Source organism: Amycolatopsis sp. A1MSW2902 (genome assembly GCF_017312175.1).
Taxonomy (GTDB): Bacteria; Actinomycetota; Actinomycetes; order Mycobacteriales; family Pseudonocardiaceae; genus Amycolatopsis; species Amycolatopsis nivea.
Genome location: NZ_QJPO01000001.1, coordinates 5,948,709 through 5,972,111, shown reverse-complemented (window position 1 = coordinate 5,972,111; position 23,403 = coordinate 5,948,709). Strand labels below are relative to the sequence as shown.

The following is a 23,403-nucleotide window of genomic DNA, read 5'->3' as shown; positions in this document are numbered from 1 at the left end:
CGGACATCAGGACGCGTACAGCTTCGCCACCTCCGCAGCCGACAACGCCCGGTCGTACAGATGCACCTGGTCCACCGCCCCGTTGAGGAAGTCGACCGGGTTGCCGCCGTACTTGCCGCGGCCGATCACGGTGTGGCCGGTCGACGCCTCGCCTAGGCAGACGCTCTTCGACGCAGCCAGTTGACCGTCCACGTACAGCGCGAGCTGTCCGGTAGCGGCATCCCTAACCCCGACCAGGTGGTACCAGCGGCCGGCTTCCGGGGTGAGCGGGGCGAGTGCCCGCGTGCCCACGAAGCTGAACGCCAGCTTGTGGTCCGCGCCGGAGTACTGCAGGAAGAACGCACTGTGGTCGTTCCCGTCCTGGCTCACCACGGTCTGGAAACCGTCGCCGACCGCGTTGAACTTGACCCACGCGGCGACGCTGTAGCTCAAGTCGGTCTTCACCAGCGGCGCACCGGCGTCCGCATATTGGCCGGAGCCGTTCACCGCCAGTGCCGAACCGCTGTGTCCCGCGGTCCAGGAAGCGCCTCCGACGAGCGTGGCGTCGTGCTGGCCCACGGTGTCCGCAGCCGTGGTGCCGCTGTTCTCGTCGAACGGGTACGCGGCGATTCCGTCGATGCCCGGGGTGCCTGGCGGGATCACCGGACCCTGTTGCGGCGAGCCGTCGACGTCGTTGATCACCGACAGGTTTGCGGCTCGGACGGCGGCGAAGTCCATCTTCTTCACCTGACGGTCGTAGGTGAAGAAGCCGTTGACCTCCTTCTCCACGTCGGTGGTCTGCGTGTACACGCCTGCCGACACGCCGCATTGCCGTCCGGCGAGCAGGAGGCGTTGCTGGAGTTCGGCGTAGCGGCGCGTGAGCGTGGCGCTGTCCGGTTCCATCTCGTAGGCGAAACTGCCGGCCGGGTCGAACTGGTGTCCGTCGACCTTCAGGCCCAGGCCGCCGTATTCGCCGTCGACCGCGGCGCGGGTGGCGTCTGGCACGGGGGTTCCGGGACCGGTGTAGGTGTGGTCGTCGTAGATGTCGCCGCGGCCGCTGTCCGGTTCGGAGCGGCAGCAGTTGACGCCGGACTCCGCGTCCACGAGTCGCGTCGGGTCCCAGGCCTTGACCTGGTCGGCGATCCGGCCGACGGCGTAGTCGCCCCAGCCTTCGTTGAACGGGACCCACGTGACGATCGACGGGAAACTGCGGTGCTGGTCGATCATCCGGTGCAGCTCGGATTCGAAGTTCGCCTGCGATGCGGGCGTCGGCTCGATGTCGTCCTTCATCGCGGGCATGTCCTGCCACACGAGGAGCCCGAGCTTGTCCGCGTAGTAGTACCAGCGATCAGGCTCGACCTTGATGTGCTTGCGCACCATGTTGAAGCCGAGCGCTTTTTCCTGCTCCAGGTCGAACTTCAGCGCCGCGTCGGTGGGCGCGGTGTAGATGCCGTCCGGCCAGAAGCCCTGGTCCAGCGGGCCGAGTTGCATCACGAACTTGCCGTTGAGCAGCATCCGTTGCTTGCCGTCGGCGGTCTTCCCGATGGAGACCGATCGGAGGCCAAAGTACGAGCCGACGCTGTCCCCGGAGGTCAGTGAGACCCGCAGGTCGTACAGGAACGGATCGTCCGGCGTCCACAGATGTGGTTTGTTCACCTTGAGTTTCAAGGGGGTGTTCGCCGGTCCGGACGCGAAGCCGACGACGCGGCCGTGGTCGTAGGCGATGGCTTGCACGCGTTGTTTCGTCGGCCCGCCCACCACGGCGTTCACGGTGACCGAACCGCTGGCGACGTCCGGTGTGGTGTCCACTCGCGAGATGTAGGCCGGGGTCACCGGTTCCATCCAGACGGTCTGCCAGATGCCGGACGTCGGGGTGTAGAAGATTCCGTCGCCGGGTTTCCGCTGTTTGCCGAGCGGTTGTCCGCCCGCGTCGTTGGGGTCCGTGACGCCGACGACGACTTCCTGGTCCTTCCCGGTGGTCAACGCGTTGGTGACGTCCGCGGAAAACGCGTCGTACCCGCCGGTGTGGCGGGCGACCTGATGGCCGTTGACCCACACCGTGGTGTCGTAGTCGACCGCCTGGAAGTGCAGGATCAGGCGCTCGCCGCGGCCGCCGACGTGCCAGTTCTTCGGCACCTGGAACGTCCGCCGGTACCACATCGACGTTTCGTGCCGCATGATTCCCGACAACGCCGATTCGACCGGATACGGCACGAGGATGCGTTCGTCGAGACTGCGTTTGATCGGCGGGGAATCGCCCGGTTTGGCGGCGGAGAATTCCCAGACGCCGTTGAGGTTTTGCCAGTTGTCGCGGGTCATTTGCGGCCGCGGGTACTCGGGAAGGGCGTTGTCCGGCGAGACCTGGCCGGTCCACGGGGTGGTCAGGGGAGGGGTGAGGCGGTGCCACTGCGGCGGATCGGCCGCGGCGGCGGGGACACTCGACAACCCGGACACGGCCACGGCGAGCGCGGCGGCCGCCGTGGCCAAACGGCCGGGTCTGCGGGCAGGACGGACCATCGTCGAACCTCCTACTAACAGGTGGATCTCCTGCGAAGGGGGACTGCGCGGATCAGGATCGGCGGGAGCGGGCCAGCAGTCGCTGGATCACGACGACGACCAGCAGGAACGCGCCGCTGACCACCGTCTGGTAGTTGGAATCGAGAGTGCCGACCTGGTTGATGACGTTCTGGATCAGCGTCTTCAGCAGCACGCCGACGAGCGTGCCGATGACGGTTCCCGCGCCGCCGGTGAGCAGCGTTCCGCCGATGACCACGACGGAAATCGCGTCCAGTTCCGTGCCGACGCCGAGCACGGTGACGCCTGATTGCAGGTACGCCGCGGTGAGCACGCCGGCGAATCCGGCGAGTGTGCCGCTGAGCGTGTAGAGGGTGATTTTGGTGCGGGCCACCGGAAGACCCATCAGCAGCGCGGACTGTTCCGAGCCGCCGAGGGCGAAAATCGACTGGCCGAACCGGGTCCGGCGCAGCAGCAGTCCGCCGAGTCCGAAAAGGACCAGAGCGAGATACACCGGTACGCCGATGCCGAAGATCTTGCCCTGTCCCAGCCAGAGCAACGCCGAACCCGGCTCTACTTTGTACGTCGTCGCGCCCTCGTTGGTCAATGCCAGCAAGAGACCGCGAGCGAACAACAGCGAGGCGAGCGTGACGATGAACGGTGCCATCTTCGTGCGAGCGATGAGAAGCCCGTTGACGAACCCGATCAGTCCGCAAACGACTAATGGCAGCAGGATCGCCACGACCAGGCCGTATTGGGAACCGTACGCGGCCAGCACGCCGCCGAGCGCGTACACCGAGCCGACGGACAGATCGATCCCGCCGGAAATGATCACGAACGTCATGCCCAGCGCGATCACTGCCAGGAAGGAACTTTGCAATGCGAGGTCGCGCAGGTTGTCCGCGGATCCGAAGCGCGGGAAGGCAAACCACGCGGCAGCCACGCCGAGCACCAGTACTACGGCCGCGCCTTGGCGTTGCAGGACTGCCGCGAACGCCGCGCCGCGTTCCGACGGCGGGGTGGCGGTGGTCGCGATCATCGCGTGCTCCGTTCCCGGGCGACGTACACCGCGGCGACGATGATGGCGGCCTGCACCATTTGCGCGGCGGAATCGGGCAGGTTGTGCTTGATCAGCGTCGCGTGCACCAATTGCATGAGCAGCGTGCCGAACACCGTGCCGAGCACGCGTACGCGGCCGCCGGTGAGCGGAGTCCCGCCGACCACCACCGCGGTGATCGCGGACAGTTCCATCAACAGGCCGAGGTCGTTGGGATCGCTCGCGGCGAGCCGTGCGGTGGACAACACGCCCGCGATCGCCGCCAGCGCGCCGGACATGGCGTACACGCCGATCAGGACGCGTTTCACCGGCAGTCCGGCGAGTGTCGCAGCGGGACGGTTGCCGCCGACCGCGACTAGGTGTCGGCCGAAAGTGGTGCGCCGCACCAGCAATCCGGCCAGTACCGAGAGGACAGCGGCCACCAGGACCATGATCGGCACGCCGAGCACGTCGCCGGTGCCGAGCGCGAGGAAGTCCGGGTTGTGCAGCTGCACTAGCTGTCCGTGCGCGATCACGAGCGCCAGCCCGCGCCCGCCGACGAGCAAGGCCAGGGTCGCGATGATTGGCTGAATGCCCAGCTGGGCCACCAGGAATCCGCTGAACAGTCCGGAAGCGACCCCGGCGATCAGCGCGACCACGATCACCATCACCGGCCCGGCCCCGAGATACAGCGGGACGAGCGCCGCGGCGACCGACATCACCGAGCCCACCGACAGGTCGATGCCCTCGGTGCCGATCACCAGCGCCATGCCGAGCGCGACGATGCACACCGGCGCGGCCTGCACCAACTGCGTGCGGAAGTTGGCCGCGGAGAGGAAGTTCTGCGTGAACGCGATGTTGAACAGCAGCAGCACGACCACGGCCAGGTACACGCCGTAGTTCTGCAGCCAGCTCGTGACGCGGGCGCGGTCAGGTCTCGTCAGTGTCGCGGTCGACATCGTTGTCACCCCCTGCAGCTATCGCCGCCAGCACGTTGTCTTCGGTGACCGCGTCGCCGGCCAGTTCGGTGGCGACGCTGCCGTCGCGCAGGACGACCACCCGGTCCGCGCCGTCGAGAATCTCTTCCAGTTCGGACGAAATCAGCAGCACACCGAGCCCGTCCTGCGCCAGTTCGTCGATGAGCGCCTGCACCTCGGCCTTCGCTCCGACGTCGATGCCGCGCGTGGGCTCGTCCAGCAGCAGCACTTTCGGTCCGGTGGCGAGCCAGCGCGCCAGCAAGACCTTCTGCTGGTTGCCGCCGGACAGCTCGGACACCTTCTGCTCCGGACTGGAGGCCTTGATCCGCAACCGTTCCATGAACGTCTTCACCACTCGGTCCTGTTTGGACCGGCTGACAAAGCCGAAAGTGGACAGTCGCGGCAACGCGGCGAGCACGATGTTCTCTCGCACGGACAGGTTCGGAATGATCCCGTCCGCCTTGCGGTCCTCCGCCAGCAGCGCGATCCCGGCCCGCATCGCCGCGGAGATCTTCCCGCGTTTCAACGGTTTCCCGGCCAGCAGCACAGTACCGCCGTCGAGCGGGAACGCCCCGACGACAGCCCGCGCGGTCTCGCTCCGACCGGACCCGAGCAGCCCGGCCAGCCCGACGACCTCGCCCGGCCGCACGCTCACCGAAACGTCGTGAAGTTTGTTGCCGCCGGACAGATTCGAGGCCTGCAGCAACGGTTCCTTCTCCGCATGATGCTCCTCGCCGAACGCGGTGACGCCCTCAGCGCGGATCTGCCGGATTTCCCGGCCGAGCATCATCGACACCAGTTCGATGCGCGGCAACGGCTTCAGCGGTCCACTGTGGACCACACGGCCGTCGCGCAACACCGTGACGCTGTCGCACACCCGGTACAGCTCGTCCATCCGGTGGCTCACATAAAGCACCGAGATGTCGTCTGCGTGCAACCTCGCCAGCACCTCGAACAGGGTGTCCACTTCGCGCGGTTCGAGCGACGACGTCGGCTCGTCCATCACGACCACACCGGCCTTTGTGGACACCGCACGAGCCAGCGCGACCATCTGCTGCGCACCGACCGCGAGCGTGTGCAGCGGACGCCGCACGTCGGTGTCGATTCCGTACCCGCTGAGCAGTTCGCGGGCCTGCTCGTTCATCGCGGACCAGTCGATCAATCCGGTGCGGGTGCGCGGTTCCCTGCCGAGGAAGACGTTGCTCGCCACGCTCATCAGCGGGACGAGGTTCACCTCCTGGTAGATGGTGGAGATCCCGGCGCGCTGCGCGTCGATCGGCCTGCGGAACTCGACCGGTTCGCCGAGGTGGCGCACCTGTCCCTCGTCCGGCCGGTACACACCGGTGAGGACCTTGATCAAAGTGGACTTGCCCGCGCCGTTTTCCCCGACCAGCGCGTGGACTTCGCCGCGGCGCAGGCTGAAGGAGACGTTGTCGAGGGCCACGGTGCCGGGGAACCGTTTGGTCACCCCGGTCACCTCGAGCACCGGTGCGGTCATGGTCGCCACCTGGGTGTCGGCCGTGCTCGTCATCAGTACGCGTTCCCGACCTTCTGGGCCGCGTTCGATTCGTCGTACGAGTCGTCGGTGATGACGATGCTCGGCGGGATCGGCTTGCCGTCCTCGAACTGCTGCAGCGTCTGGAACGCCAGCTGCCCGAAGCGCGGGTTGGACTCGATGACCGCGTTGTAGCTGCCGTCGACGATCAGCTGCACCGCGTTGCGGGTGCCGTCCACGGACACGACCTTTACGTCCTTGCCGGGGTTCTTGCCCGCGGTCTTGAGGGCGTTGACCGCGCCGATGCCCATCTCGTCGTTCTCCGCGTACACCGCGGTGAGGTCCGGATGGCTCTGGATCAGCTGTTCCATCACCGACTGGCCCTTGGACCGGTCGAACTCGCCGGTCTGCTCGGCGACCACGGTGAGGCCGGGCGTCTTCGCGAGCTCGTCCTTGAAGCCCTTGGTGCGGTCGGTGGTCACGTTGTTGCCCGAGGAGCCGAGCAGGATCGCGACCTTGCCGTTGCCGCCGGTGGACTTCGCCAGCGCGGCGGCAGCGCGGTGGCCCTGTTCGATGAAGTTGGAGCCGATGAAGGTGAGGTAGTCGGTGCACGGCTTCGACGTGACCTGCCGGTCGATGGTGACGACCGGGACCTTCTTCGCCTTCGCCGCGTCGAGCGCGGGCTGCAGGCCGTCGGAGTTCAGCGGGGCCACGATGAGCAGCTGCGCACCCCGGTCCAGCAGCGATTTGATGTCCGAGATCTGCTTGTTGAGGTCACTCTGCGCGTTCGTGGTGAGCAGGTGGTCGGCCGGGATGCCGAGCTTGCCCGCCTCGGTGCGGATGGACTGCGTCTCGGCGATCCGGAACGGGTTCGCCTCCTTCTCCGACTGGGAGAAGCCGACGATCGCGGTCTTCGGGTCGAGTTTCGGGTAGCCGGTCTTGTCGAGGGTGCAGCCGTCGGCAGCCGGCGCGGCGGACGCGGCCGAGGCGGCGGGGCCGGAGCCATTGCTTTGCGCGGCGGGGGTTTCCTCGCGGCTGGTGCAGCCGGCGAGCACGAGTGCCGTGGCGGCCCCGGCGACGAGGGCGAAGCGGGCAGGGACGGACGGGGACACGGCGGACTCCTCGCAGCCGACGACTGGGGCAACCCGCTCGGCGGAGTGACGGCCGTCACCCCGCTGAGCTCCGGCTATTTTTACATCGTTGGAACAACGTTGTAAACAGGCAAAACGTCGCTACACTACGTGGTCGTCGGGGCTGGTGCGGAGAGCTTCGCGGGCTCGTGATGGGCTCTGGGCGAACGAGATGAGGAGTCAGCGTGGCCGTGACCCTGAAGGACGTCGCGACGCTGGCGGGCGTTTCGGTGAAAACCGTGTCGAACGTGGTGAACGGCTACGCGTTCGTGAAGCCCGAGAACCGGCGGCGCGTCGAAGAGGCACTGGCCGCGACCGGGTACCGGCCGAACGTCGGCGCGCGCAACCTGCGCCGCGGGCGGACCGGGTTCCTGGCGTTGATGGTGCCGGAGCTGAGCATTCCGTACTTCGGCGAAATGGCCGGGCTGGTGATCACCGCCGCGCAGCGCCGCGGGTGGAGCGTGCTGATCGAGCAGACACAAGGGACTCGCGACCGGGAACGGGCCACTGTGGACTCATTGGGTCCGCATCTGGTCGACGGCGCGCTGGTGCATCCCGAAGCGCTCGAAGCGGACGACTTCCCTGACGCGGAAGGGAAAATCCCGCTGGTGCTCCTGGGTGAGCACGCGGTGGACGTCGCGCTGGACCGGGTGGCGATCGACAACGTGCGGGCCGCGCACGTCGCGGTGTCGCACCTGGTGTCGCTCGGCCGCCGGCGGATCGCGGCGATCGGCGCGAACCCCCAGCGCGGGACGTCTTCGCTGCGGCTCGCCGGCTACCGGGCCGCGTTGGCGGACGCTGGGTTGCGGTCGGCGGATTCCCTGGTGGAACCGGTGGCGAAGTACCACCGCGCCGAGGGAGCGGCGGCGATGAAACGGTTGCTGGCACAGGAAGAACCGCCGGACGCGGTGTTCTGCTTCAACGACCTGCTGGCCGTCGGTGCCTTGCGCTCGGCGGCGGAACACGGGCTTCGGGTCCCCGAGGACATCGCGATCGTCGGCTTCGACAACACCGAGGAGAGCGCGTTCAGTCTGCCCGCGCTCACCACGATCTCGCCGGACAAGGCGGCTATCGCCGAGGCCGCGATCGACCTGATCGACAGCCGCCTCGCCGGTACGGAGAGTGCCGCGCCGCGCTCGGTGCAGCCGCCGTTTTCCCTGGAGGTAAGGGAAAGCACGGTCGTTTCCTAGAGGAGCCGCACCGCCAGCACGAGGATTACCGCGCTGGACAGCAAAGCGGTGCCGAGCCGTCCGCGCGGACCGGTGAGGCCGCGTCCGAGCAACGCTCCGCCGACGGCCAGCACCAGTTGCCAGCTGGCCGAAGCGGCGAACGCGGCGGCCGCGAACACGGTGCCGTTGGCCGGCCGGTCGCCGAGGACGAGCGCGGTGAAGTAGATGATGGTGGACGGGTTCAGCAGGGTCAGGCCGAGCAGCGTCGCGTACGCCCGCAGCGGATGCGGTTCCGGTGCCAGCAAAGGCGTTTCCGGGGATCGATAACGCCGGATCGCCCGGACCGCGGTCCACGCGGCGAGCAGGAACAACGCGACGGCGGAGGTCAGGCGCAGGGGAGTGGTGATCGGTGCGAGCAGCGGGGCCAGCGCGGCCCCGCCGGTGGTGGCGAGAACGGCGTAGACGCCGTCCGCGGTAGCCACGCCCATCGCCGCGGCCGCCCCGACCCGCCACGACGTGCGAGCGGTGAGTTCGACCAGGTAGACGCCGATCGCGCCGACCGGCATGGCGATCCCGTACCCGGCGACGAGCCCCGCGACGAGCGCGGCGCTCATCGCACTGCCTGGCGGATCCCTTCCTGCGCCGTCTGCTGCTTGCCGCGCGCGGCGAGACAGCGGGACGGGCAACGACGGGCGGGTTCGGTGGTCATGACCGGAATACTCGGCTGTCCGGCCGGGACTGGGCAACTGATTTTCCGCCGTGCCAGGATGGGCGGATGCCGGTTGAACTGCCTGTGCCGCTTGTGGTCCGGTACCGCGCGGTGGATCGCGAAACGGTGGGATCCGCACTGGTGGACACTCCGAGCCACCTCGATGCGCTCGCCGAGGACATCGCGCGGAACGGAATCCGGACGCCGTTGCGGCTCGGGTTCTGCGAAGACTTCGGCACGCTCGACGGCAATCACCGGATCGCCGTCGCACTGCGGCTCGGCCTGACCACGGTGCCGGTCACCGTGGTCAGGGAGCCGAGCACTCCGCGCCCCGCGCACGCGCGACCGATGCGGGAAGCCGATTTCGCGGTGCTCGCGGCCGCGGCGGGCGAGTAGCCGCTACTTGCCGCGCGCCGCCACCTTGTCGATCACCGTCGCCACCGCGTCCGGTTGGGACCACAGCGAATAGTGACTGGCCGCCAACTCGACACAGTCCGACCCAGCCCGCTCGGCGAGCCAGCGTTGCAGGTCCGGGTTGAGGATCCGGTCCTCTGTGGACACTGCGTAAGCGGTCGGCAGGTCGTGCCAGGCGCCAGGACCCGCGGGCACGGCGAAGCACTCGGCACGCGCACGGCGTTGCACCGCGGCCAGTGCGGTGGCTCGTTCGGGAGCCACGTCGGCGGCGAAGGCGTAGTGGAAGCGGTCCGGGTCGGGTGACGACCAGCCGTCCTCGGTGAACACCATCGCGTCGTTGCCGGGCGAGTCCGGGAACTTGCCGTTCAGCGAGGGCACGTTCTCGCCTTCGTCCGGGACATACGCCGCGAAGTAAGCCAGGGCGTTGACCTGCGGATTGTCCTTCGCCGCACCGGAGATCACCGCGCCGCCGTAGGAATGGCCGGCCAGCACGACCGGGCCGTCGAAGGCGGCGGCTTCCCGGCGAACCTCGGCGATGTCGTCCGCGAGTGAGGTCATCGGCAGGTGCGCGGCACGGACCCGGTGTCCTTGCCGGTGCAGCGCGGGGATCACCTCCAGCCACGCCGACCCGTCGCTCCAAGCGCCGTGAACCAGAACGATTTCCGCCATGAATGCCTCCCCTTCGTCTGAAGGCAAGCCAACCACGGGCGGGGTCCGTGGATTCCCGGTCCCCGCGGAAAAAGGAGGATTCCGACCTCAACCCGGGCCCGAACGGCGCTATCCGACTCGGAGGCCTTGACAGCGAAGCGGCGGCCGGGACGCACCCGGCCGCCGCTCGCTCAGCTGTGCGTCAGCCGACCGGCGAGTGGTCGTAAATCCGCTGCTGCGGTCCGGAGACCGCGCTGAGCCCGTTGGCCCACAACCGCTGCACGCGGGAGGCTTCCTGGGAATTCGGGTTGGCGTTGTGGCAGGACGGGCCGGGGCCGCCGCCCGACATCAGCTCGGAGCACGGGCCCGAGTAGTGGTCCGGCAGGCCGAGCGCGTGGCCGGTCTCGTGCGCGGTGATCCGCGTGTTGTCGTATTGGCGGGCCTGGGTGTAGTCAATGAAGATGGTGCCGTGGCCGTGCCCGTCGGTCTGCGCGTACGAGCCGCGCGGGTCGTTGCCCTCGACGTACCGCAGCGTGGCCCCGGACGAACGCTCGACCAGCTTCACGTTGGTGACCGCGCGGTTCCAGTTCGCCGCGCCCGCGTTGATCGCGGCCCGGAACGACGGTGCGCCGGACGTCGAGTAGTAGACCGTGGCGGACGCGACGGCGGAAGGAGCCGGAGCGGCGACCGCCACGGCGCCCGAAAGCGGGGCGGCGGCCAGCGCGAGCGCCACCGCGCCGGACAGCACGAACTTCCTGGACATAAGAAAGCTCCTGGGGGATCGGGGAGTTTTGCCGGGTTTGCGCGCGCTCAACCCAAAGTAGGCAGAAGCTCCCGGTCTGTGACCCCCCATTCGTACGGTCCGGCAACTGGTGATTTCCCAGCACTAACGACGGGTTGACAATCCGGTCACCACGGCTGCATCTCGTCGTCGTCCTCGCCGGCGGCGCGCCTGCGGTGCGGACCGGACGTCGGCCGGGGCGGTTCGGGCGCGGCCGGGGGCGGCGGCGGGGTGGTGCCGGGAGGCGGCACCGGCGGACGGCTGTGCGTCGCGCCGCCCGGTGGCGGCATCGGGCGTCCGTAGGCCGCGCTGCCCGGCGGGGTGGTGCTGCCCGGCGGAGGTCCCGCGTAACGGGCGGGCGGTTCGGGCCGCGGCGGCTCGGCCGGAGGTTCCGGCTCTTCCTCGGGCTCCGGCAGGTACGACTTGACCACGTTCATCATCTCGCTGTCGCCGGCGATCGGCTCGAACGCGTCGATGACGTCGCGCGACACCTGGCGCTGCGCCTTCCCGTAGGCGTCCATGATCGCCGCGGTCAGCCGGGCGCCGCCGTGCCGCAGGGCGCGGTCGTCGATCTCGAGGTTCTTGAGTGCGCCGTTCGGGGTCACCGCGACCGACACCAGCCCGTCGCCCGACTTGGCGCGGCCCTCCGCGGTGCTCAAGGTTTCCTGCAGGGCAACGCTTTTCGCCTGCATCTCGTCAATCCGCCGCTGGAAGTCGTCCAGCCACCCCTGATCGTCCACCGGCGAACGCTATCGGCCGCCCGCGCCCAGCCGGTGAACCTCGGATGGCTGACGGGCTACGAAACGACCGACATCCGCGGCGGGCCGGAGCGGTGCGGGGCAGCGCGAGCGGTAACAATGGGCAAGTGTCCGAAGAAGTCCAGGCCCGCACGCGCAACCGCTGGGGCGAGGGCGAGCGGCTGCGCGGGGAAATCCTCGCCGCGGCCAGCAGGCTCCTGTCGGAACTCGACGGCGAGGACGCGCTCACCATCCGCGGCGTCGCCCGCGCCGTCGGCATCGCCCCGGCCAGCATCTACCAGCACTTCAGCGACCGGGCCGCGCTCGTCACCGGACTCGCCGAGCACGAGTTCGGCCGCCTGCGGCTCGCGATGGAAGCCGCCGAATCCCAGGTTCCCGCCGACGACGCGGTGGGCAGGCTGCGTGCGCTGCTGCACGCGTACTGCCGGTTCGCGATGGACAACCCCGGCCATTACCGGCTGATGACCGCCAACGGGTCGAGCCGCACCTCGCCGGACGTCCGGCCGCACGGTCCGACGATCGATTTCGTCGACCAGATCAGCGCCGCGTTCGCCCGCTGCGCCGAGGCCGGGGCCGCGCTCCGGGTGCCCGCCGACCGGGCCGGGGTGATCGCGTTCGTCGGCGCGCACGGCCGCGTCGCGCTGTTCCATTCGTCCGGGAGGCAGCCGGGCGAGGACGCCGTGGTGAGCTTCGCCGACGAGCTGCTGGCGCTCATTTTCGCTTGAGCCACGGGCGGTTTCGCCCGCTTTCCCCCTCTTGTCCACGGCCATCCCGGTGATCTTTGGACCCGAGTCTGGGCAATTGTTCACGAAGTCGCCTAACATGTGTTCGGTAAGTATCCGAACGATCGTTTGGTGACTTTTCCAGGAGGCTGTGATGGCCGACGCCCGGCCCGTAGAGCAGTTCCCGATGTCGCGCGGGCGCTGCCCGTTCGACCCGCCGCCCGATCTCGACCGCAAGCTGCGCGACGAACCGGTGTCGCGCGTGCGGATCTGGGACGGCAGCGAACCGTGGCTGTTCACCCGCTACGAAGACGTCCGCGCGATGCTCACCGACCCGCGGGTGAGCGCCGATCCCGGCCGCGCCGGCTATCCGTCGCAGACGCCGGGGCTCAAGGTGCGGCGCAGCCGGTTCAAGTCGTTCATCGGCATGGACGATCCGGAGCACGCCGCCCAGCGACGGCTGCTCACCGGCGATTTCATGGTGAAGAAGGTCCAGCGGATGCGGCCGCGGATCCAGCAGATCGTCGACGAGCTGCTCGACGAGATGCTGGCCGGTCCGAAGCCCGCCGACCTCGTGCAGGCGTTCGCGCTGCCGGTGCCTTCGCTGGTGATCTGCGAGCTGCTCGGCGTGCCGTACGAGGATCGCGACTTCTTCCACCGCTGCAGCAAGATACTGGTCTCGCGGGAAGCGACCGCGGAACAGTCGCTCGCCACGGCGGAGGAACTGCTCGACTACCTCGGGCGGCTGGTGGAGAAGAAGATCGACGACCCGGCTGACGACGTGTTCAGCCGCCTCGCGACCGGTCAGGTCGCCACCGGCGCGATGACCGTCCGGGAAGCGGCTTCGATGGGGCAGCTGCTGCTGGTCGCCGGGCACGAGACCACGGCGAACATGATCGCGCTCGGCACGGTCGCGCTGCTGGAGAACCCGGACCAGCTCGCCGCGGTCCGCGACGGCGACGACGCCTTGCTGGCCAACGCGGTCGAGGAGCTGCTGCGCTACCTGACGATCGTCCACTCCGGACGCCGCCGCGTCGCGCTCGAAGACCTGGAGATCGGCGGGCAGACCGTGCGCGAGGGCGAGGGCATGGTCGCGGCCACCGACATCGCCAACCGCGACGCGACGCAGTTCCCCGAGCCGGACAAGCTCGACGTCACCCGCAAGGCACGCCACCACGTCGCGTTCGGCTACGGCGTGCACCAATGCCTCGGCCAGCCGCTCGCGCGGGTCGAACTGCAGGTGGCCTACCGGACGCTTTACCGGAGGATTCCGACGCTCCGGCTGGCGAAGCCGCTGGAGGAGCTGAAGTTCAAGCACGACATGGTCGTCTACGGGGTGCACGAACTCCCCGTGACCTGGTGAAAGGAGCCGCGAAATGAAGGTGGTCGTGGACCAGTCCCGCTGTGTCGGGGCCGGGCAGTGCGTGCTCGTCGCGCCCGAGGTGTTCGATCAGCGCGACGAGGACGGGATCGTGGTGCTGCTGCAGGAAAACCCGCCCGCGGAACTGCAGGCGCAGGCCAAGGAGGCGGCGCAGCTCTGCCCGGCGCTCGCGATCGAGGTGGACGGCTGAGCCGGCGGCCCCGGCGGTCCTTTATCCTGTAAGGGGAAAGGGGTCGCCGGTGGTCGTGTTCGCGGGGCAGGGCGACGCCCGCCGTTCGATGGAACTGCTGTGGCGCGCGGGCAGCGAACCGCGCAGCGCGCCGGGGCCGAAACCCGCGCTGAGCGTGGACCTCATCGTGAACGCGGCGATCGAGCTCGCCGATGCCGAGGGCATGGCGGCGTTGTCGATGCGCGCGGTCGGGGAGCGGCTCGGGCGCACGGCGATGGCGTTGTACACGTACGTGCCGAGCAAGACCGAGCTGATCGACTTGATGTGCGACCAGGTGTTCGGCGATCTGCGCGACGACCACGAGCTGTCCGGCGGCTGGCGGCCCGCGTTGCTCGAACTGGCCGGCGACCTGTGGGACTTCCATCTGCGTCACCCGTGGCTGCTGCAGGTGTCCTACGCGCGGCCGGTGCTCGGTCCGGGGGAGTTCCGGATGCAGGAAACGGTGCTGCGGGTGCTGTTCGCGACCGGTCTGCCCGCCGGCCAGGTGCGGCGGCTGGTGGGCGCACTGCTCAACGTCGTGCGCGGCGCGGTGCAGATCGCCGCCGAATCGCGGTTGGCGCTGAAGGAAACCGGACTGTCCGATGAGGACTGGTGGCGTGCGCGGACGTCCGCGCTCGGCGAGCTGGCCCCGGATCTGGCGGAGCGGTACCCGAACGTCGCGCGGCTGGGCGAGGAAGGGGCGCCGCCACCGCCCGCCGGAGTGTCCTATTTGGAGCACGAAGCCCGGTTGAGCTTCGACGCCGGCGTGGCGGTGCTGGCGGACGGGATCGAGGCGGCTATCGCTTGCGCGCCTCGATCAGATACCGAGTAGTCGTCGCGACGAACGGGCCCTTCTGAAGTTCCTCGTGCAGCTCGCGCAGGCGCGGCAGGTACTCGTCCACAGTGAACCCCGGCACCATCCAGATCACCTTGCGCAGGAAGTAAATCACCGCGCCGATGTCGTGGAATTCGGTGCGGAGTTCCTCGAAGCGCAGGTCCACTACCTCGAGCCCGGCCCGCTCCGCTGCGGCCTTCGCGTGGTCTGGATGCCGGCCGTTGCGTACTTCCGGCGGCTGCGGTCCGAGGAAGTACTCGACCAGCTCGAACACGCTCCACGGCCCGACCTGTTGCGACAGATAGCGGCCGCCGGGCTTGAGGACGCGCTTGATCTCGTCCCACCAGACCGTGACCGGATGCCTGCTGACGACCATTTCGAACGTGTTGTCCTGAAACGGAAGCGGCGGCTCGTCCGTGTCCGCGACGACGGTCGCGCCGCGGGGTTCCAGCAACGCCGCCGCCTTCTCGAGATTCGGCGGCCACGATTCGGTGGCGACGGTGAGCGGGGGCAGGACCGGCACACCGGCCAGCACTTCGCCGCCGCCGGTCTGGATGTCCACAACGGACTGGACGTCCCGCAGTCGTTCGCCGAGCAGCCGCTGATATCCCCAGGACGGCCGCTGCTCGCTGGCCCGGCCGTCGAGCCAGGAGAAATCCCAGCCGTCCACCGACACCGACGCGGCCTCGTCCACCAGTTCGTCGAAGGTGCGCATCCGGTGATCGTCACAAATTCGGCGCGGGCGAGCCACTCGATTTTTGCCGCTGCCCGTCGAAGAACTCCCGCGCGGACAGGGGTGCCCACAGCAGGGCAACGATGACGAGCTGCACCGCGCCGACGACCGGGACGATCGCGTGGAACATCGGCGAGGACGACCAGGAGAAGGCGCTGAACACCACGGACAACAGCTGGGAGACCGTCGTGAGACGGCGGGTCCACCGTCGCGCGGTGGCCAGCTTCCAGACCAGCAGCGGGCACAGCACCAGCAGGACGCCGTGGAACACCGCGCCGGAAACCACCGCGACATCGACGGACCGGTCGATCTCGGCCGTGGCGAACTCGGGGTGCTGGGACGCGATCTGCGTGCGCAAGGTGCCCCGGCTCGACCACATCACCACGGGCACTACCAGATGAGTGATCGCCACGACGGCCAGCAGCGCCCGCGCCCACTGCACTGGCCTCGGCACTGGTCGCTCCCGGATCACTGCTCCTCCTCGCTTTCCCGCACGTGTCGCGTGCGGCGCCAGCGAGGTCCGGTTCCGGGCGGGCTCGTGACCGTGCCGCCGCGTTCCGCCCACGCCTGGTTGAGCCGGGTGACCAGCTCCAGCGCGGTGGTCACGTCCCGGTCCGGCCAGTCGGCGATGACCTCCGAGAAGACGGCGGCGCCCGCCTCGATCGTGGTGGCGATCTCCGCGCGGCCCTCGTCGGTCTGCCGGACGAGGAACGTGCGGGAATCGCTGGGATCGGGCTCCGCGACGACCTGCCCCGCCCGTTCGAGCGCGGCGAGGTGGCGGCTGGTCGCCGAGGCGGTGAGCCCGAGTTCGGCGGCGATCGCGGCGGGCCGGACGGGTCCCCGGGCGGCGACGGTCCCGAGCACCTGGATCCGGGTCAGGTCCAGGCGCCGGGAGAGCTGGCGGTGGCCCCGGTCGATGAGTTCCATGACCGCGCGGGCCAGGTCCGCAGAGTCGTTTCGTTGCGACACGAAACGACTTTACCAGAAGGCGGCGGTCTACCTCCGCTGCGGAGCTGGCGGCACGGGTTTGGCGGCGACCACCGCGGCCAGCGGAACGACGACCAGGCCGCGTTTGGTCTCGACGGTGCAGGTGTCGGCGTCGCGGGCACGCAACGGACCGAGGGCGTCGGTGAATCCGCCCTCGATCCGGTATCGCACGACAACCCGCGTGCCGAGCGGGAGTTCCGTCAGCGGAGTCACTGCGCGAGGTGCGCGTTCAGCTCGTCGTCGCTCGGCTCCACGAGGTGGCTGCCGTCCGCGAAGACGATGGTCGGGATGCGGCGAGCGCCGTCCTGCAGTTCGCGTACGCGGGCTTCGGCGGCGGGGTCGGCCTCGACGTCGACGTAGTCGTACTCGACGCCCTTCGCGTCGAGCAGCGCGCGGCTGCGCTTGACGTCCGAGCACCAGCTCGCGCCGTAGACGATCGGGTTGCTCATGACACTACCTCCGAGGGGACGACAGCGGGTTTGTCTTCGGCCGCACCGGGTTCCGGGTGGCCGAGGAAGGTGAGCCAGTCGCGGAACACGCGGTGCACGGCTTCCGCGCCGACGGGTTCGCCGGGTGCCGGGAATTCTCGCGGATGCAGCAGGAAGCCGCGCTGCTGCGGTCCGCCGAGCCCGCCGTGCGAGCCGACGTGCCGTTCGAACGGCGAGGACTGGTCGGAGTCCGCGTCGTACCGGCTGTTGATCATGATGTCCGCGCAATGCGGGAAACTGTCGACGCGCTGGACCAGCTCGGCGGCGTACGGACCGTAGTCGGCCAGCGGGTCTTCGCCGATCACGACCCCGGTGGCCAGCCGCTTCAATCCGTCGCGACCGAGCACCACCGGACCGAATTCGCGGCTGCGGACCAGCAGGAACCCGACGCCGTCGTGGTCGACCAGCGTCGGCAGCAGGTCCGGGTACTCGCGTTCGATCGTCTCCAGTTCGACCCGGCCCTCGTGCTCAGTGAACGACACCATCGCCAGATGCCCGGACACGACCGCGACGACCCCGGGAGCCACCCGGGTGACCTGCCCCGGCGAGCCAGTCGCGGTGCGCGGCCGGTTGTCGGATCCTTCCGCGCCTTCGACCCGGGCCCGCAACCGTCGCGCGATCAGGCCGCCGGTCGCGGTCGCTTCGGCGAGTGCCGCGTTGACCTGCCAGCTTTCCGCCTGTCGCCGCTTTCCTTGCTCGGCAACGGGTTCTCCGCCGCAGAGCCGTCCGACGAGCGCCTCAATGGTTTCGCCGAACCGGTCGACGAACGCCTGGCCTTGGGTTTGCCCGTGGTCGGACAACCCGACGATGTGGTACTTCCGCGGCGAGAGCCGACCGGCCCGCAGCAGCCGCGCGAACTGCTGGTCGATCGACCGCAGCACCTCCAGCGTGTCGAATCGTTCGATGCCGGAGTGGTGCGCGACCTCGTCGTAGCCGAGGAAATCGGCGTACACCACCGGCCGTCCGGCGAGCATGTCGCCGATGATCGCGGACACCACGACGTCGCGTGCGATCACCGTCGTGCCCGGCCGGGCGAGCGGGTAGACGCCGCCGCGCGGAATCCGCGGCAGCACTCCCGCGCGCCGCTGTTTGGCGGCCGCGGACAGTTCGCGGACGACGTCGGCGAGCGCGACCCCGAAGGTGCGCAACACGTTGACCGGATTGGCGAAGTAGGCACGGTACCCAGCGCCGACCCGGTCCCGGCGACGCTTGCGCGGCGTGAGCACCGGCACCGAACTCATGGTCAGGCTGACGTGCGGGGCGTCGCCGGAGAAGAGGTTGCCGTGACTCGCGCCGCCGATCGACAGCAGGCCGCGCCCGTCGCTGTGCCGCCGCTCGATCTCCGCCGCGTCGGACGGATGCGCGCACGCCATGACGTGGTCGCGGTCCTTTTCGTACCAGCGGAAACCGAGGATGTCGTGGTTGGAACCGTGCAGGATCCCGCAGACGCTCGCGCCGGTCTGCGAACTCCAGTCGGTGTGCCAGCGGGTGAGCGAATGCGTGCCCTCGGACAGCCACTTGGCGAAGGTCGGCATGTCCCCGTCCCGCACGGCGCGGCGGACGGTGTCGTAACCGAGCCCGTCGATCTGCAGGAAGACCACGCCGGGCGGTTGGTCGGCGAAATCGGTGCGGTGCTTCGCTTTCCGCCGGCGGCGAGCGGCGCGCCGGAAGAAGATCTCGTCCTCGTCGACGGCCAGCACGCTGGAAATCACCGCGCCCACTGCGGACATCGCGACGGTGATGACGACCGCCGTCGAGAAACCGTGCAGCTCAACGCCGGGTACGGCCTGGAGGATCGCCAGTGCCGCGGCGCTGAGCAGGATGTAGGTGCCGACGCCGAGGGTGAAGTACGCGATCGGCCACGCCACCCGCACCACGAGCGGCCACACCACCGAGACGAGCAGTCCGAGGATCAGCGCGCACACCGTCGGCTGCCACCACGACTGCATCGTGAAGCCGTCGAGCCACGCGTCGAGCAGCCGCAACGCGCCGGTGACCGCCACCCAGACCAGCAGGACCCGCGCGACGACCCGGCCGCCGCGCAGCAACCGGCCCTTCGCCGGAGCAGGTGTCGTCATCGATGTCCTCCCGTCTGATGGGCCGCCCGTTTCTTGGAGATCAGCGTGGTCACCACGGTCACCAGCAGCACCAGGACGGTGGCGAGCAGCGTCGCGATCAGCGGCGAGTCGAAGATGCCGCCGCTGAGAATGCCCAGCAGCGAGTACGCCACCGCCCACAGCACGCACGCCAGCAGGCCGGACGGGAGGAACTTGCGCCAGGGATAGCCGAGCGTGCCCGCGGCGAGCAGCACCGGGATGCGCCCGGCGGGCACCAGACGGCCGAGCACCACGAGCTGCCAGCCGCGTCTCGCGAACTGCTCGCGGCCTTTCGCGAGGCGTTCGGCCTGCTGGCGGCGTTCCACGAAACGCAGGAGGGGTTCGCTGCCGAATCTCGGGACGGCGAAGGTGATCACGTCGCCCAGGTACGCGCCGGCGACCGCCAGCAGGATCACCAGCGGGAGCGAGAGATGGTCGGTGGTCATCGCGACCGCGGCCGCCGCTCCGACGACCGCGCCGGTCGGGACGATGGGGATCACGGAGCCGAGCAGTACTCCGCCGAACAGCGCCGGGTAACCGATCGCTGACGGGTCAGTCCAATTCACCCGCGCTCCTCGCGAGTGGGGAGCAGGACGTCGGAGCCGGGGCGGGTGTGCACGACCTCGGTGTCCAGGCCGCGGCAGCGGACGTGGTGCGCGAACGTGCGCGGGGGTTCCACGAGGAGCTGGCGCATCTTGGCGGTGCGGTGGATGCCGGGGACGGCGAGCGTGCCCCAGTGGACCGGGACCGCCGTGCGGGCCTGGAGGAGAGCGGCGGCTTCGGCGGCTCGTTCCGGGGTGAGGTGGCCTGGGCCGAGGTTCGGGCCCCAGCCCCAGACGGGGAGGAGGGCTACGTCTACCGGGCCCAGGTCGGCCATGCCGGGGAAGAGGTCGGTGTCGCCTGCGGAGTAGATCCGCTGGTTGTCGGCCTCGAGGAGGTGGCCGAGGGCGGGGCTTTGCGGGCCGTGGGTGAGGCGAGGGCCCCAGCGGTGGCCGGAGTGGACCGCTTCGGTGGCGGTGATGTTCATCGGGCCGCTGGTGATGGTTTGGCCTGGGGAAATTTCTTCCACCTCGGTGAAGCCTCGTTTGACCAGCCAGGAGCCCGCGCCTCGGGGGACGACGATTCGGGTGTGTTTGCCGAGGAGTTTCAGGGAGGGGAGGTGGAGGTGGTCGCCGTGGAGGTGGGAGATGAGGACGATGTCTACCGCGGTCCAGGCGGAGACGTCGGGTTTGGGGGCTACTCGGGTTAGCGGGCCTACCCAGCGGGTGAGGACTGGGTCGGTGAGGGCGACCTGGCCGGCTAGCTCCACGCGGGTGGACGCGTGGCCTAGGAAGTGGAGGTTCGGGCTGGTCACGGGTTCGAGTATTGCTGGATGTGCGGCTGGATGCTCGGTGGAGTGGTGGGGGGCACCCTTTGGGGCTGTTGGTTTGCTTGGCGGCTCGTCGCCTGGCGGCGACATCGCTTGGTGGTTGCGTGGGGCACCCCGAAGCTTGATTGTGCTGACGGGCGGTGGGTGCTTGTCAAGGCGGGAAAGATGCCTTGACAAGCACCCACCGCCCGCAGGGAGGCTTCGTATCGGGGTGCGGGGGAGGGGCTGGGTGCCTCGCTCGTTGGGTGCATCGGCTGCGGTTGGGTGTCTCGATGGTTGGGTGCGCCGGGTGCGGCTGGGTGTCTCGCTCGTTGGGTGCGCCGGGTGCGGTTGGGTGCCTTGATGGTTGGGTGCGCCGGGTGCGGGTGGGCTGGGTGTCTCGATAGCGGGCGCACCGGCTGCGGCTGGGTTCTTCGATGCATGGGTGCATCGGTGCGGCTGGGTGGGGGTGGGGGGCTAGCGCCCCAATGTGGCATTGGGTGCGTCAGATGCACCCAATGTGGCGTTCGGTGCGTGGGATGCACCCAATGCCGCATTGGGGCGGGTCCCGGCGGGCGGTGGGCTAGTCGTGGGTCGTGAGGGGAACCCTCACGGAATCAGAGTTCCTCAGGGTTCCCCTCACGTACCTCGTCAGTGTGGGGTTGGGCTGGATGGGGCGGGGATGTGCAGGGATTTGGTGCCTAGGCCCGTTGCGTTCAGGTGGAAGCGGGGGGTTGCGCCGAGCGGGACGTGGGGGGTGCCGGTGCAGCCTGGGTGTTGCATGGCGTTAGCAGCGGGTGGGGTCGGTTCGGCGGTGAGCTGTGCGGCGCGGACTCGGTCCAGTTCTTCGTCTGTGTACCGAGCGGATTCGTGGTGCCAGTTCGCGATGCCGGTCATCAGGTTCTTCAGCAGGTCCGCGTAAGCGGTGAGTGTGTCGCGTGCTTTTGTGTCCAGGCCGTAGTCGGCGAAGAGGCCTGGCAGGCCTACGTCTGCTGCGTGGCGGAACTCGGCGAGTCTGGCTTCCGCCAGATCGGCGACGATGCGGATGGCTCGGTCTTGCTCGACGTCCAGGAAGGACCGTACTACCAGCACTGCGTTGTGCAGGCCGCCTTCGTACTCGATTTCCTTGCGGTAGGAGAACAAATCGTTGATCAGCCAGGCGTAGTCGGCGGCGGAGTCTTCCAGTGCTTCGATGACTCGGTTCCGGTGGATTTCCTCGGGGACGGTGCGGCTGTCGGTCAGCCTGCTGATGCTCACCACCAGGTCGGAACCGAAGGTGCGGCGGCGCATCTCGACGTAGTCGATGGGGTCGGGGATGCGGTTTTGGGCTTGCGTGGCTGCTTCCCATACCCAGGCGTCGATCATGGACTCGACCGTGGTGCGGAAGGTTTCGCGTTCCGTGGGGCTCAGGGGGCCGGTGGTGCGTTGCCAGAGGTCCGCTAGACCGGTTTCCAGCGCGGTTTGCGGTGAGGGAGGGGGCTCGCCGTTGGTGGGCATGAAGAGTTTGAGGCGTTCGGTGGTCAGTCTGGTGGCGGACAGGTCCGGCGAGAGGACTTCTGTGTAGTAGTCGTCGGCGTAGGTGCCCCAGGTGAGCCAGTCGTTGGTGAGGGAGACCTGTTCCGGAGGCGCGTCGGGGCAGATGCCTGCGGTGGCCAGTGGCACGTCGGACGCGCGCAGGCGGGCGGTGTCCCAGACTCCCTCGGACAGGAGACCTATGCGGCGTGGCCAATCGGCGATTTTCTTGCGTTCCGCGGAGAGGTGCGGGCTGAGTCGCAGGGGGAAGGGCAGGGGCAGGGCGGGCAGAGGGACTGGGCCTAGTTGTTCGTGGGGGTGGTGCGCGAAAGATCGTGCGCGTTGCGGGGCGGTGGTGGCGACGGAGCGGAAGATTCGGGCGGCGGAGGTGCCCAGTCCGGAAGGGCCGCCTAGCAACTCTGGGCCGCCTCGGGCCTCTAGGGCGCCTTCGTTCATGTAGCGGCTCGAGCGCAGATGCCATTCGTGTCCGCCGGATTGCCAGTCTTGCAGGCCTTTGACGTACGCGAAGGTTTCGGCTCGTCCGACTGGTTCTACGCCGTGTTCTTCGAAGAGGGCGGGGACTTCGGTGAGGGCGGTGTGCTCGAATTGGTGCAAGCGCGAGGTTAGCAAGTCGTTCACCGCGTCCGCGGCCTCTTGGGTGGTGCAGCCCAGGAACTTTTCGAAGACCAGGACGCTGTTGGACAGTTCGCCTTCGTCCTCGACTTCGCGCTGGTAGGAGAAGAGGTCGTTGCGGAGGTGCACGGCGTCGGCGAAGCAGTCGCGCAGGACTTCCATCGGGCGTTTCGCCGCGATTTCGTCCGGGACCTCGGCGTTCAGGGAGTGTTCGATCAGGTTCGCCGACCAGGGGGCGCCGCCGACTTTGCGGCGCATGGCGACGTATTCGATCGGGTTCGCGACCCGGCTTTCGTTGATGTTGGCCAGTTCCCAGAGGGATTCGTCGAGGAGGTTGCGGGTGCTTTCGCGGAAGCGTCGCCGCCAGGCCGCGGACCGGTGCAGGACAGTGCGGTTCCACAGATCGGTCAGGCCGCGTTCGACGGGGTTTTCCGGGGTATCGGTGATTTCGCCCTCGGCGGGCATGAAACGAGCGATCCGGTCCAAATAATCGCGGGCGTGTTCGATGTCGCCGGTGCGTTTGAACAGTTCCAGGAAATGGTCGTCGAAATAGAATACCCAGACGTACCAATCCGTGACGAGGTCGAGTTCTTGTGGGGCGGCGTCGGGATGGGTGTAGGAACACAGGAGCGCGTAGTCGTGGGAGTCGAGGTCGTGCTCGTTCCAGATGACGGTGCCGTGCTGGGGCACGTCGATCATGTCCATCGTGTACGCCCACGCCTTGCTGTGCTTCCGCGCGCCGTCCAGGTGCGGGTTCAGCCGGGCCGGGTACGACAGATAGAACTCGGGCAGGACGAACGGCTGCACGCGGGCTCCCCTCGCGGTCGCGGGTACCGACACCACGAGGCAA

The 23,403-nt window shown here is 68.8% G+C and carries 24 protein-coding genes; 6 read left to right on the top strand and 18 right to left on the bottom strand.

The window, feature by feature from the left end; all coding sequences use genetic code 11:
• Positions 1-6: 6 nt before the first annotated feature.
• From DMP23_RS27395 to DMP23_RS27375, 5 genes are read right to left on the bottom strand one after another with little or no spacing between them, the layout of a single operon-like run.
• The gene (locus DMP23_RS27395; RefSeq protein ID WP_337822968.1) at positions 7-2,496 is read right to left on the bottom strand and encodes a LamG-like jellyroll fold domain-containing protein; all 2,490 of its coding nucleotides are present in this window, start codon (positions 2,494-2,496) and stop codon (positions 7-9) included.
• 52 nt (positions 2,497-2,548) lie between these two features.
• Positions 2,549-3,532 (bottom strand): ABC transporter permease, encoded by a 984-nt coding sequence (locus tag DMP23_RS27390; protein ID WP_337822967.1) that lies wholly within the window; start codon positions 3,530-3,532, stop codon positions 2,549-2,551.
• Entirely contained in the window at positions 3,529-4,488 is a 960-nt protein-coding gene (locus tag DMP23_RS27385; RefSeq protein ID WP_337822966.1) for an ABC transporter permease, read from the bottom strand. Before DMP23_RS27385 ends, DMP23_RS27390 begins: the two co-directional genes overlap by 4 nt.
• Positions 4,460-6,037 carry a sugar ABC transporter ATP-binding protein gene (locus tag DMP23_RS27380; protein WP_337822965.1) on the bottom strand — a complete coding sequence of 526 codons (1,578 nt, stop codon included), beginning with the start codon at positions 6,035-6,037 and terminating at the stop codon, positions 4,460-4,462. Before DMP23_RS27380 ends, DMP23_RS27385 begins: the two co-directional genes overlap by 29 nt.
• Positions 6,037-7,113 (bottom strand): ABC transporter substrate-binding protein, encoded by a 1,077-nt coding sequence (locus DMP23_RS27375; protein ID WP_037818335.1) that lies wholly within the window; start codon positions 7,111-7,113, stop codon positions 6,037-6,039. Before DMP23_RS27375 ends, DMP23_RS27380 begins: the two co-directional genes overlap by 1 nt.
• Positions 7,114-7,316: 203 nt before the next feature.
• On the opposite strand from DMP23_RS27375, the gene DMP23_RS27370 reads away from it, so the two are divergent.
• A complete protein-coding gene (locus tag DMP23_RS27370; protein ID WP_043839563.1) occupies positions 7,317-8,321 on the top strand; it encodes a LacI family DNA-binding transcriptional regulator in 1,005 nt (334 codons plus the stop codon).
• On the opposite strand, the gene DMP23_RS27365 is transcribed toward DMP23_RS27370, so the two are convergent.
• Positions 8,318-8,914, bottom strand: a complete 597-nt coding sequence (locus DMP23_RS27365; RefSeq protein ID WP_134663370.1) for a LysE family transporter — start codon at positions 8,912-8,914, stop codon at positions 8,318-8,320. The two genes, DMP23_RS27370 and DMP23_RS27365, sit on opposite strands and share 4 nt — an antisense overlap.
• A 161-nt stretch (positions 8,915-9,075) precedes the next feature.
• Here DMP23_RS27365 and DMP23_RS27360 point away from each other — a divergent pair, with 161 nt between their 5' ends.
• Positions 9,076-9,405 (top strand): ParB N-terminal domain-containing protein, encoded by a 330-nt coding sequence (locus DMP23_RS27360; RefSeq protein ID WP_037818338.1) that lies wholly within the window; start codon positions 9,076-9,078, stop codon positions 9,403-9,405.
• A 3-nt stretch (positions 9,406-9,408) separates the two neighbouring features.
• Here the strand turns inward: DMP23_RS27360 and DMP23_RS27355 are convergent, their stop codons facing one another.
• The 3 genes from DMP23_RS27355 to DMP23_RS27345 all read right to left on the bottom strand — a co-directional run bounded on the left by DMP23_RS27355 (position 9,409) and on the right by DMP23_RS27345 (position 11,592).
• Positions 9,409-10,092, bottom strand: coding sequence for an alpha/beta fold hydrolase (locus DMP23_RS27355; RefSeq protein WP_337822964.1), 684 nt, complete (start codon positions 10,090-10,092; stop codon positions 9,409-9,411).
• 181 nt (positions 10,093-10,273) lie between these two features.
• Complete coding sequence (locus tag DMP23_RS27350; RefSeq protein ID WP_037818340.1) at positions 10,274-10,834, bottom strand: snapalysin family zinc-dependent metalloprotease; 561 nt, start codon at positions 10,832-10,834, stop codon at positions 10,274-10,276.
• A gap of 146 nt (positions 10,835-10,980) precedes the next feature.
• Positions 10,981-11,592, bottom strand: a complete 612-nt coding sequence (locus DMP23_RS27345) for a YbaB/EbfC family nucleoid-associated protein (RefSeq protein ID WP_275294226.1) — start codon at positions 11,590-11,592, stop codon at positions 10,981-10,983.
• Between the two features lie 125 nt (positions 11,593-11,717).
• Here DMP23_RS27345 and DMP23_RS27340 point away from each other — a divergent pair, with 125 nt between their 5' ends.
• The 4 genes from DMP23_RS27340 to DMP23_RS27325 all read left to right on the top strand — a co-directional run bounded on the left by DMP23_RS27340 (position 11,718) and on the right by DMP23_RS27325 (position 14,753).
• Positions 11,718-12,335: a TetR/AcrR family transcriptional regulator gene (locus tag DMP23_RS27340; RefSeq protein ID WP_107051187.1), complete on the top strand. Its 618-nt coding sequence runs from the start codon at positions 11,718-11,720 to the stop codon at positions 12,333-12,335.
• A gap of 151 nt (positions 12,336-12,486) precedes the next feature.
• Entirely contained in the window at positions 12,487-13,695 is a 1,209-nt protein-coding gene (locus tag DMP23_RS27335; RefSeq protein ID WP_275294225.1) for a cytochrome P450, read from the top strand.
• 13 nt (positions 13,696-13,708) lie between these two features.
• Positions 13,709-13,903: a ferredoxin gene (locus tag DMP23_RS27330; protein WP_037818343.1), complete on the top strand. Its 195-nt coding sequence runs from the start codon at positions 13,709-13,711 to the stop codon at positions 13,901-13,903.
• Positions 13,904-13,952: 49 nt separating this feature from the next.
• The gene (locus DMP23_RS27325; RefSeq protein ID WP_238608133.1) at positions 13,953-14,753 is read left to right on the top strand and encodes a TetR/AcrR family transcriptional regulator; all 801 of its coding nucleotides are present in this window, start codon (positions 13,953-13,955) and stop codon (positions 14,751-14,753) included.
• Here the strand turns inward: DMP23_RS27325 and DMP23_RS27320 are convergent.
• The 9 genes from DMP23_RS27320 to DMP23_RS27280 all read right to left on the bottom strand — a co-directional run bounded on the left by DMP23_RS27320 (position 14,719) and on the right by DMP23_RS27280 (position 23,360).
• Complete coding sequence (locus tag DMP23_RS27320) at positions 14,719-15,471, bottom strand: class I SAM-dependent methyltransferase (RefSeq protein ID WP_037818345.1); 753 nt, start codon at positions 15,469-15,471, stop codon at positions 14,719-14,721. The two genes, DMP23_RS27325 and DMP23_RS27320, sit on opposite strands and share 35 nt — an antisense overlap.
• A gap of 10 nt (positions 15,472-15,481) precedes the next feature.
• Positions 15,482-15,943, bottom strand: a complete 462-nt coding sequence (locus DMP23_RS27315; protein WP_337822963.1) for a hypothetical protein — start codon at positions 15,941-15,943, stop codon at positions 15,482-15,484.
• A 14-nt stretch (positions 15,944-15,957) separates the two neighbouring features.
• Positions 15,958-16,458, bottom strand: coding sequence for a MarR family winged helix-turn-helix transcriptional regulator (locus tag DMP23_RS27310; protein ID WP_337822962.1), 501 nt, complete (start codon positions 16,456-16,458; stop codon positions 15,958-15,960).
• Between the two features lie 27 nt (positions 16,459-16,485).
• Positions 16,486-16,689 (bottom strand): putative acetyltransferase, encoded by a 204-nt coding sequence (locus DMP23_RS27305; protein WP_037818347.1) that lies wholly within the window; start codon positions 16,687-16,689, stop codon positions 16,486-16,488.
• Positions 16,686-16,925, bottom strand: coding sequence for a glutaredoxin family protein (locus DMP23_RS27300; protein ID WP_337822961.1), 240 nt, complete (start codon positions 16,923-16,925; stop codon positions 16,686-16,688). Before DMP23_RS27300 ends, DMP23_RS27305 begins: the two co-directional genes overlap by 4 nt.
• Positions 16,922-19,042 carry a phage holin family protein gene (locus DMP23_RS27295; RefSeq protein ID WP_337822960.1) on the bottom strand — a complete coding sequence of 707 codons (2,121 nt, stop codon included), beginning with the start codon at positions 19,040-19,042 and terminating at the stop codon, positions 16,922-16,924. The genes DMP23_RS27300 and DMP23_RS27295 overlap by 4 nt, the downstream gene beginning before the upstream one ends.
• Positions 19,039-19,626: a DedA family protein gene (locus DMP23_RS27290; RefSeq protein WP_337822959.1), complete on the bottom strand. Its 588-nt coding sequence runs from the start codon at positions 19,624-19,626 to the stop codon at positions 19,039-19,041. The genes DMP23_RS27295 and DMP23_RS27290 overlap by 4 nt, the downstream gene beginning before the upstream one ends.
• Complete coding sequence (locus tag DMP23_RS27285) at positions 19,623-20,414, bottom strand: MBL fold metallo-hydrolase (RefSeq protein ID WP_337822958.1); 792 nt, start codon at positions 20,412-20,414, stop codon at positions 19,623-19,625. Before DMP23_RS27285 ends, DMP23_RS27290 begins: the two co-directional genes overlap by 4 nt.
• 645 nt (positions 20,415-21,059) lie before the next feature.
• Complete coding sequence (locus DMP23_RS27280) at positions 21,060-23,360, bottom strand: terpene synthase family protein (RefSeq protein ID WP_337822957.1); 2,301 nt, start codon at positions 23,358-23,360, stop codon at positions 21,060-21,062.
• Positions 23,361-23,403 lie beyond the last annotated feature (43 nt).

Coding starts and splice junctions, on each gene's coding strand:
- DMP23_RS27295 (WP_337822960.1), bottom strand. CDS start 19,042: ATGACGACACCTGCTCCGGCGAAGGGCCGGTTGCTGCGCGGCGGCCGG.
- DMP23_RS27365 (WP_134663370.1), bottom strand. CDS start 8,914: ATGAGCGCCGCGCTCGTCGCGGGGCTCGTCGCCGGGTACGGGATCGCC.
- DMP23_RS27390 (WP_337822967.1), bottom strand. CDS start 3,532: ATGATCGCGACCACCGCCACCCCGCCGTCGGAACGCGGCGCGGCGTTC.
- DMP23_RS27350 (WP_037818340.1), bottom strand. CDS start 10,834: ATGTCCAGGAAGTTCGTGCTGTCCGGCGCGGTGGCGCTCGCGCTGGCC.
- DMP23_RS27360 (WP_037818338.1), top strand. CDS start 9,076: ATGCCGGTTGAACTGCCTGTGCCGCTTGTGGTCCGGTACCGCGCGGTG.
- DMP23_RS27355 (WP_337822964.1), bottom strand. CDS start 10,092: ATGGCGGAAATCGTTCTGGTTCACGGCGCTTGGAGCGACGGGTCGGCG.
- DMP23_RS27380 (WP_337822965.1), bottom strand. CDS start 6,037: ATGACGAGCACGGCCGACACCCAGGTGGCGACCATGACCGCACCGGTG.
- DMP23_RS27385 (WP_337822966.1), bottom strand. CDS start 4,488: ATGTCGACCGCGACACTGACGAGACCTGACCGCGCCCGCGTCACGAGC.
- DMP23_RS27300 (WP_337822961.1), bottom strand. CDS start 16,925: ATGAGCAACCCGATCGTCTACGGCGCGAGCTGGTGCTCGGACGTCAAG.
- DMP23_RS27335 (WP_275294225.1), top strand. CDS start 12,487: ATGGCCGACGCCCGGCCCGTAGAGCAGTTCCCGATGTCGCGCGGGCGC.
- DMP23_RS27395 (WP_337822968.1), bottom strand. CDS start 2,496: ATGGTCCGTCCTGCCCGCAGACCCGGCCGTTTGGCCACGGCGGCCGCC.
- DMP23_RS27330 (WP_037818343.1), top strand. CDS start 13,709: ATGAAGGTGGTCGTGGACCAGTCCCGCTGTGTCGGGGCCGGGCAGTGC.
- DMP23_RS27320 (WP_037818345.1), bottom strand. CDS start 15,471: ATGCGCACCTTCGACGAACTGGTGGACGAGGCCGCGTCGGTGTCGGTG.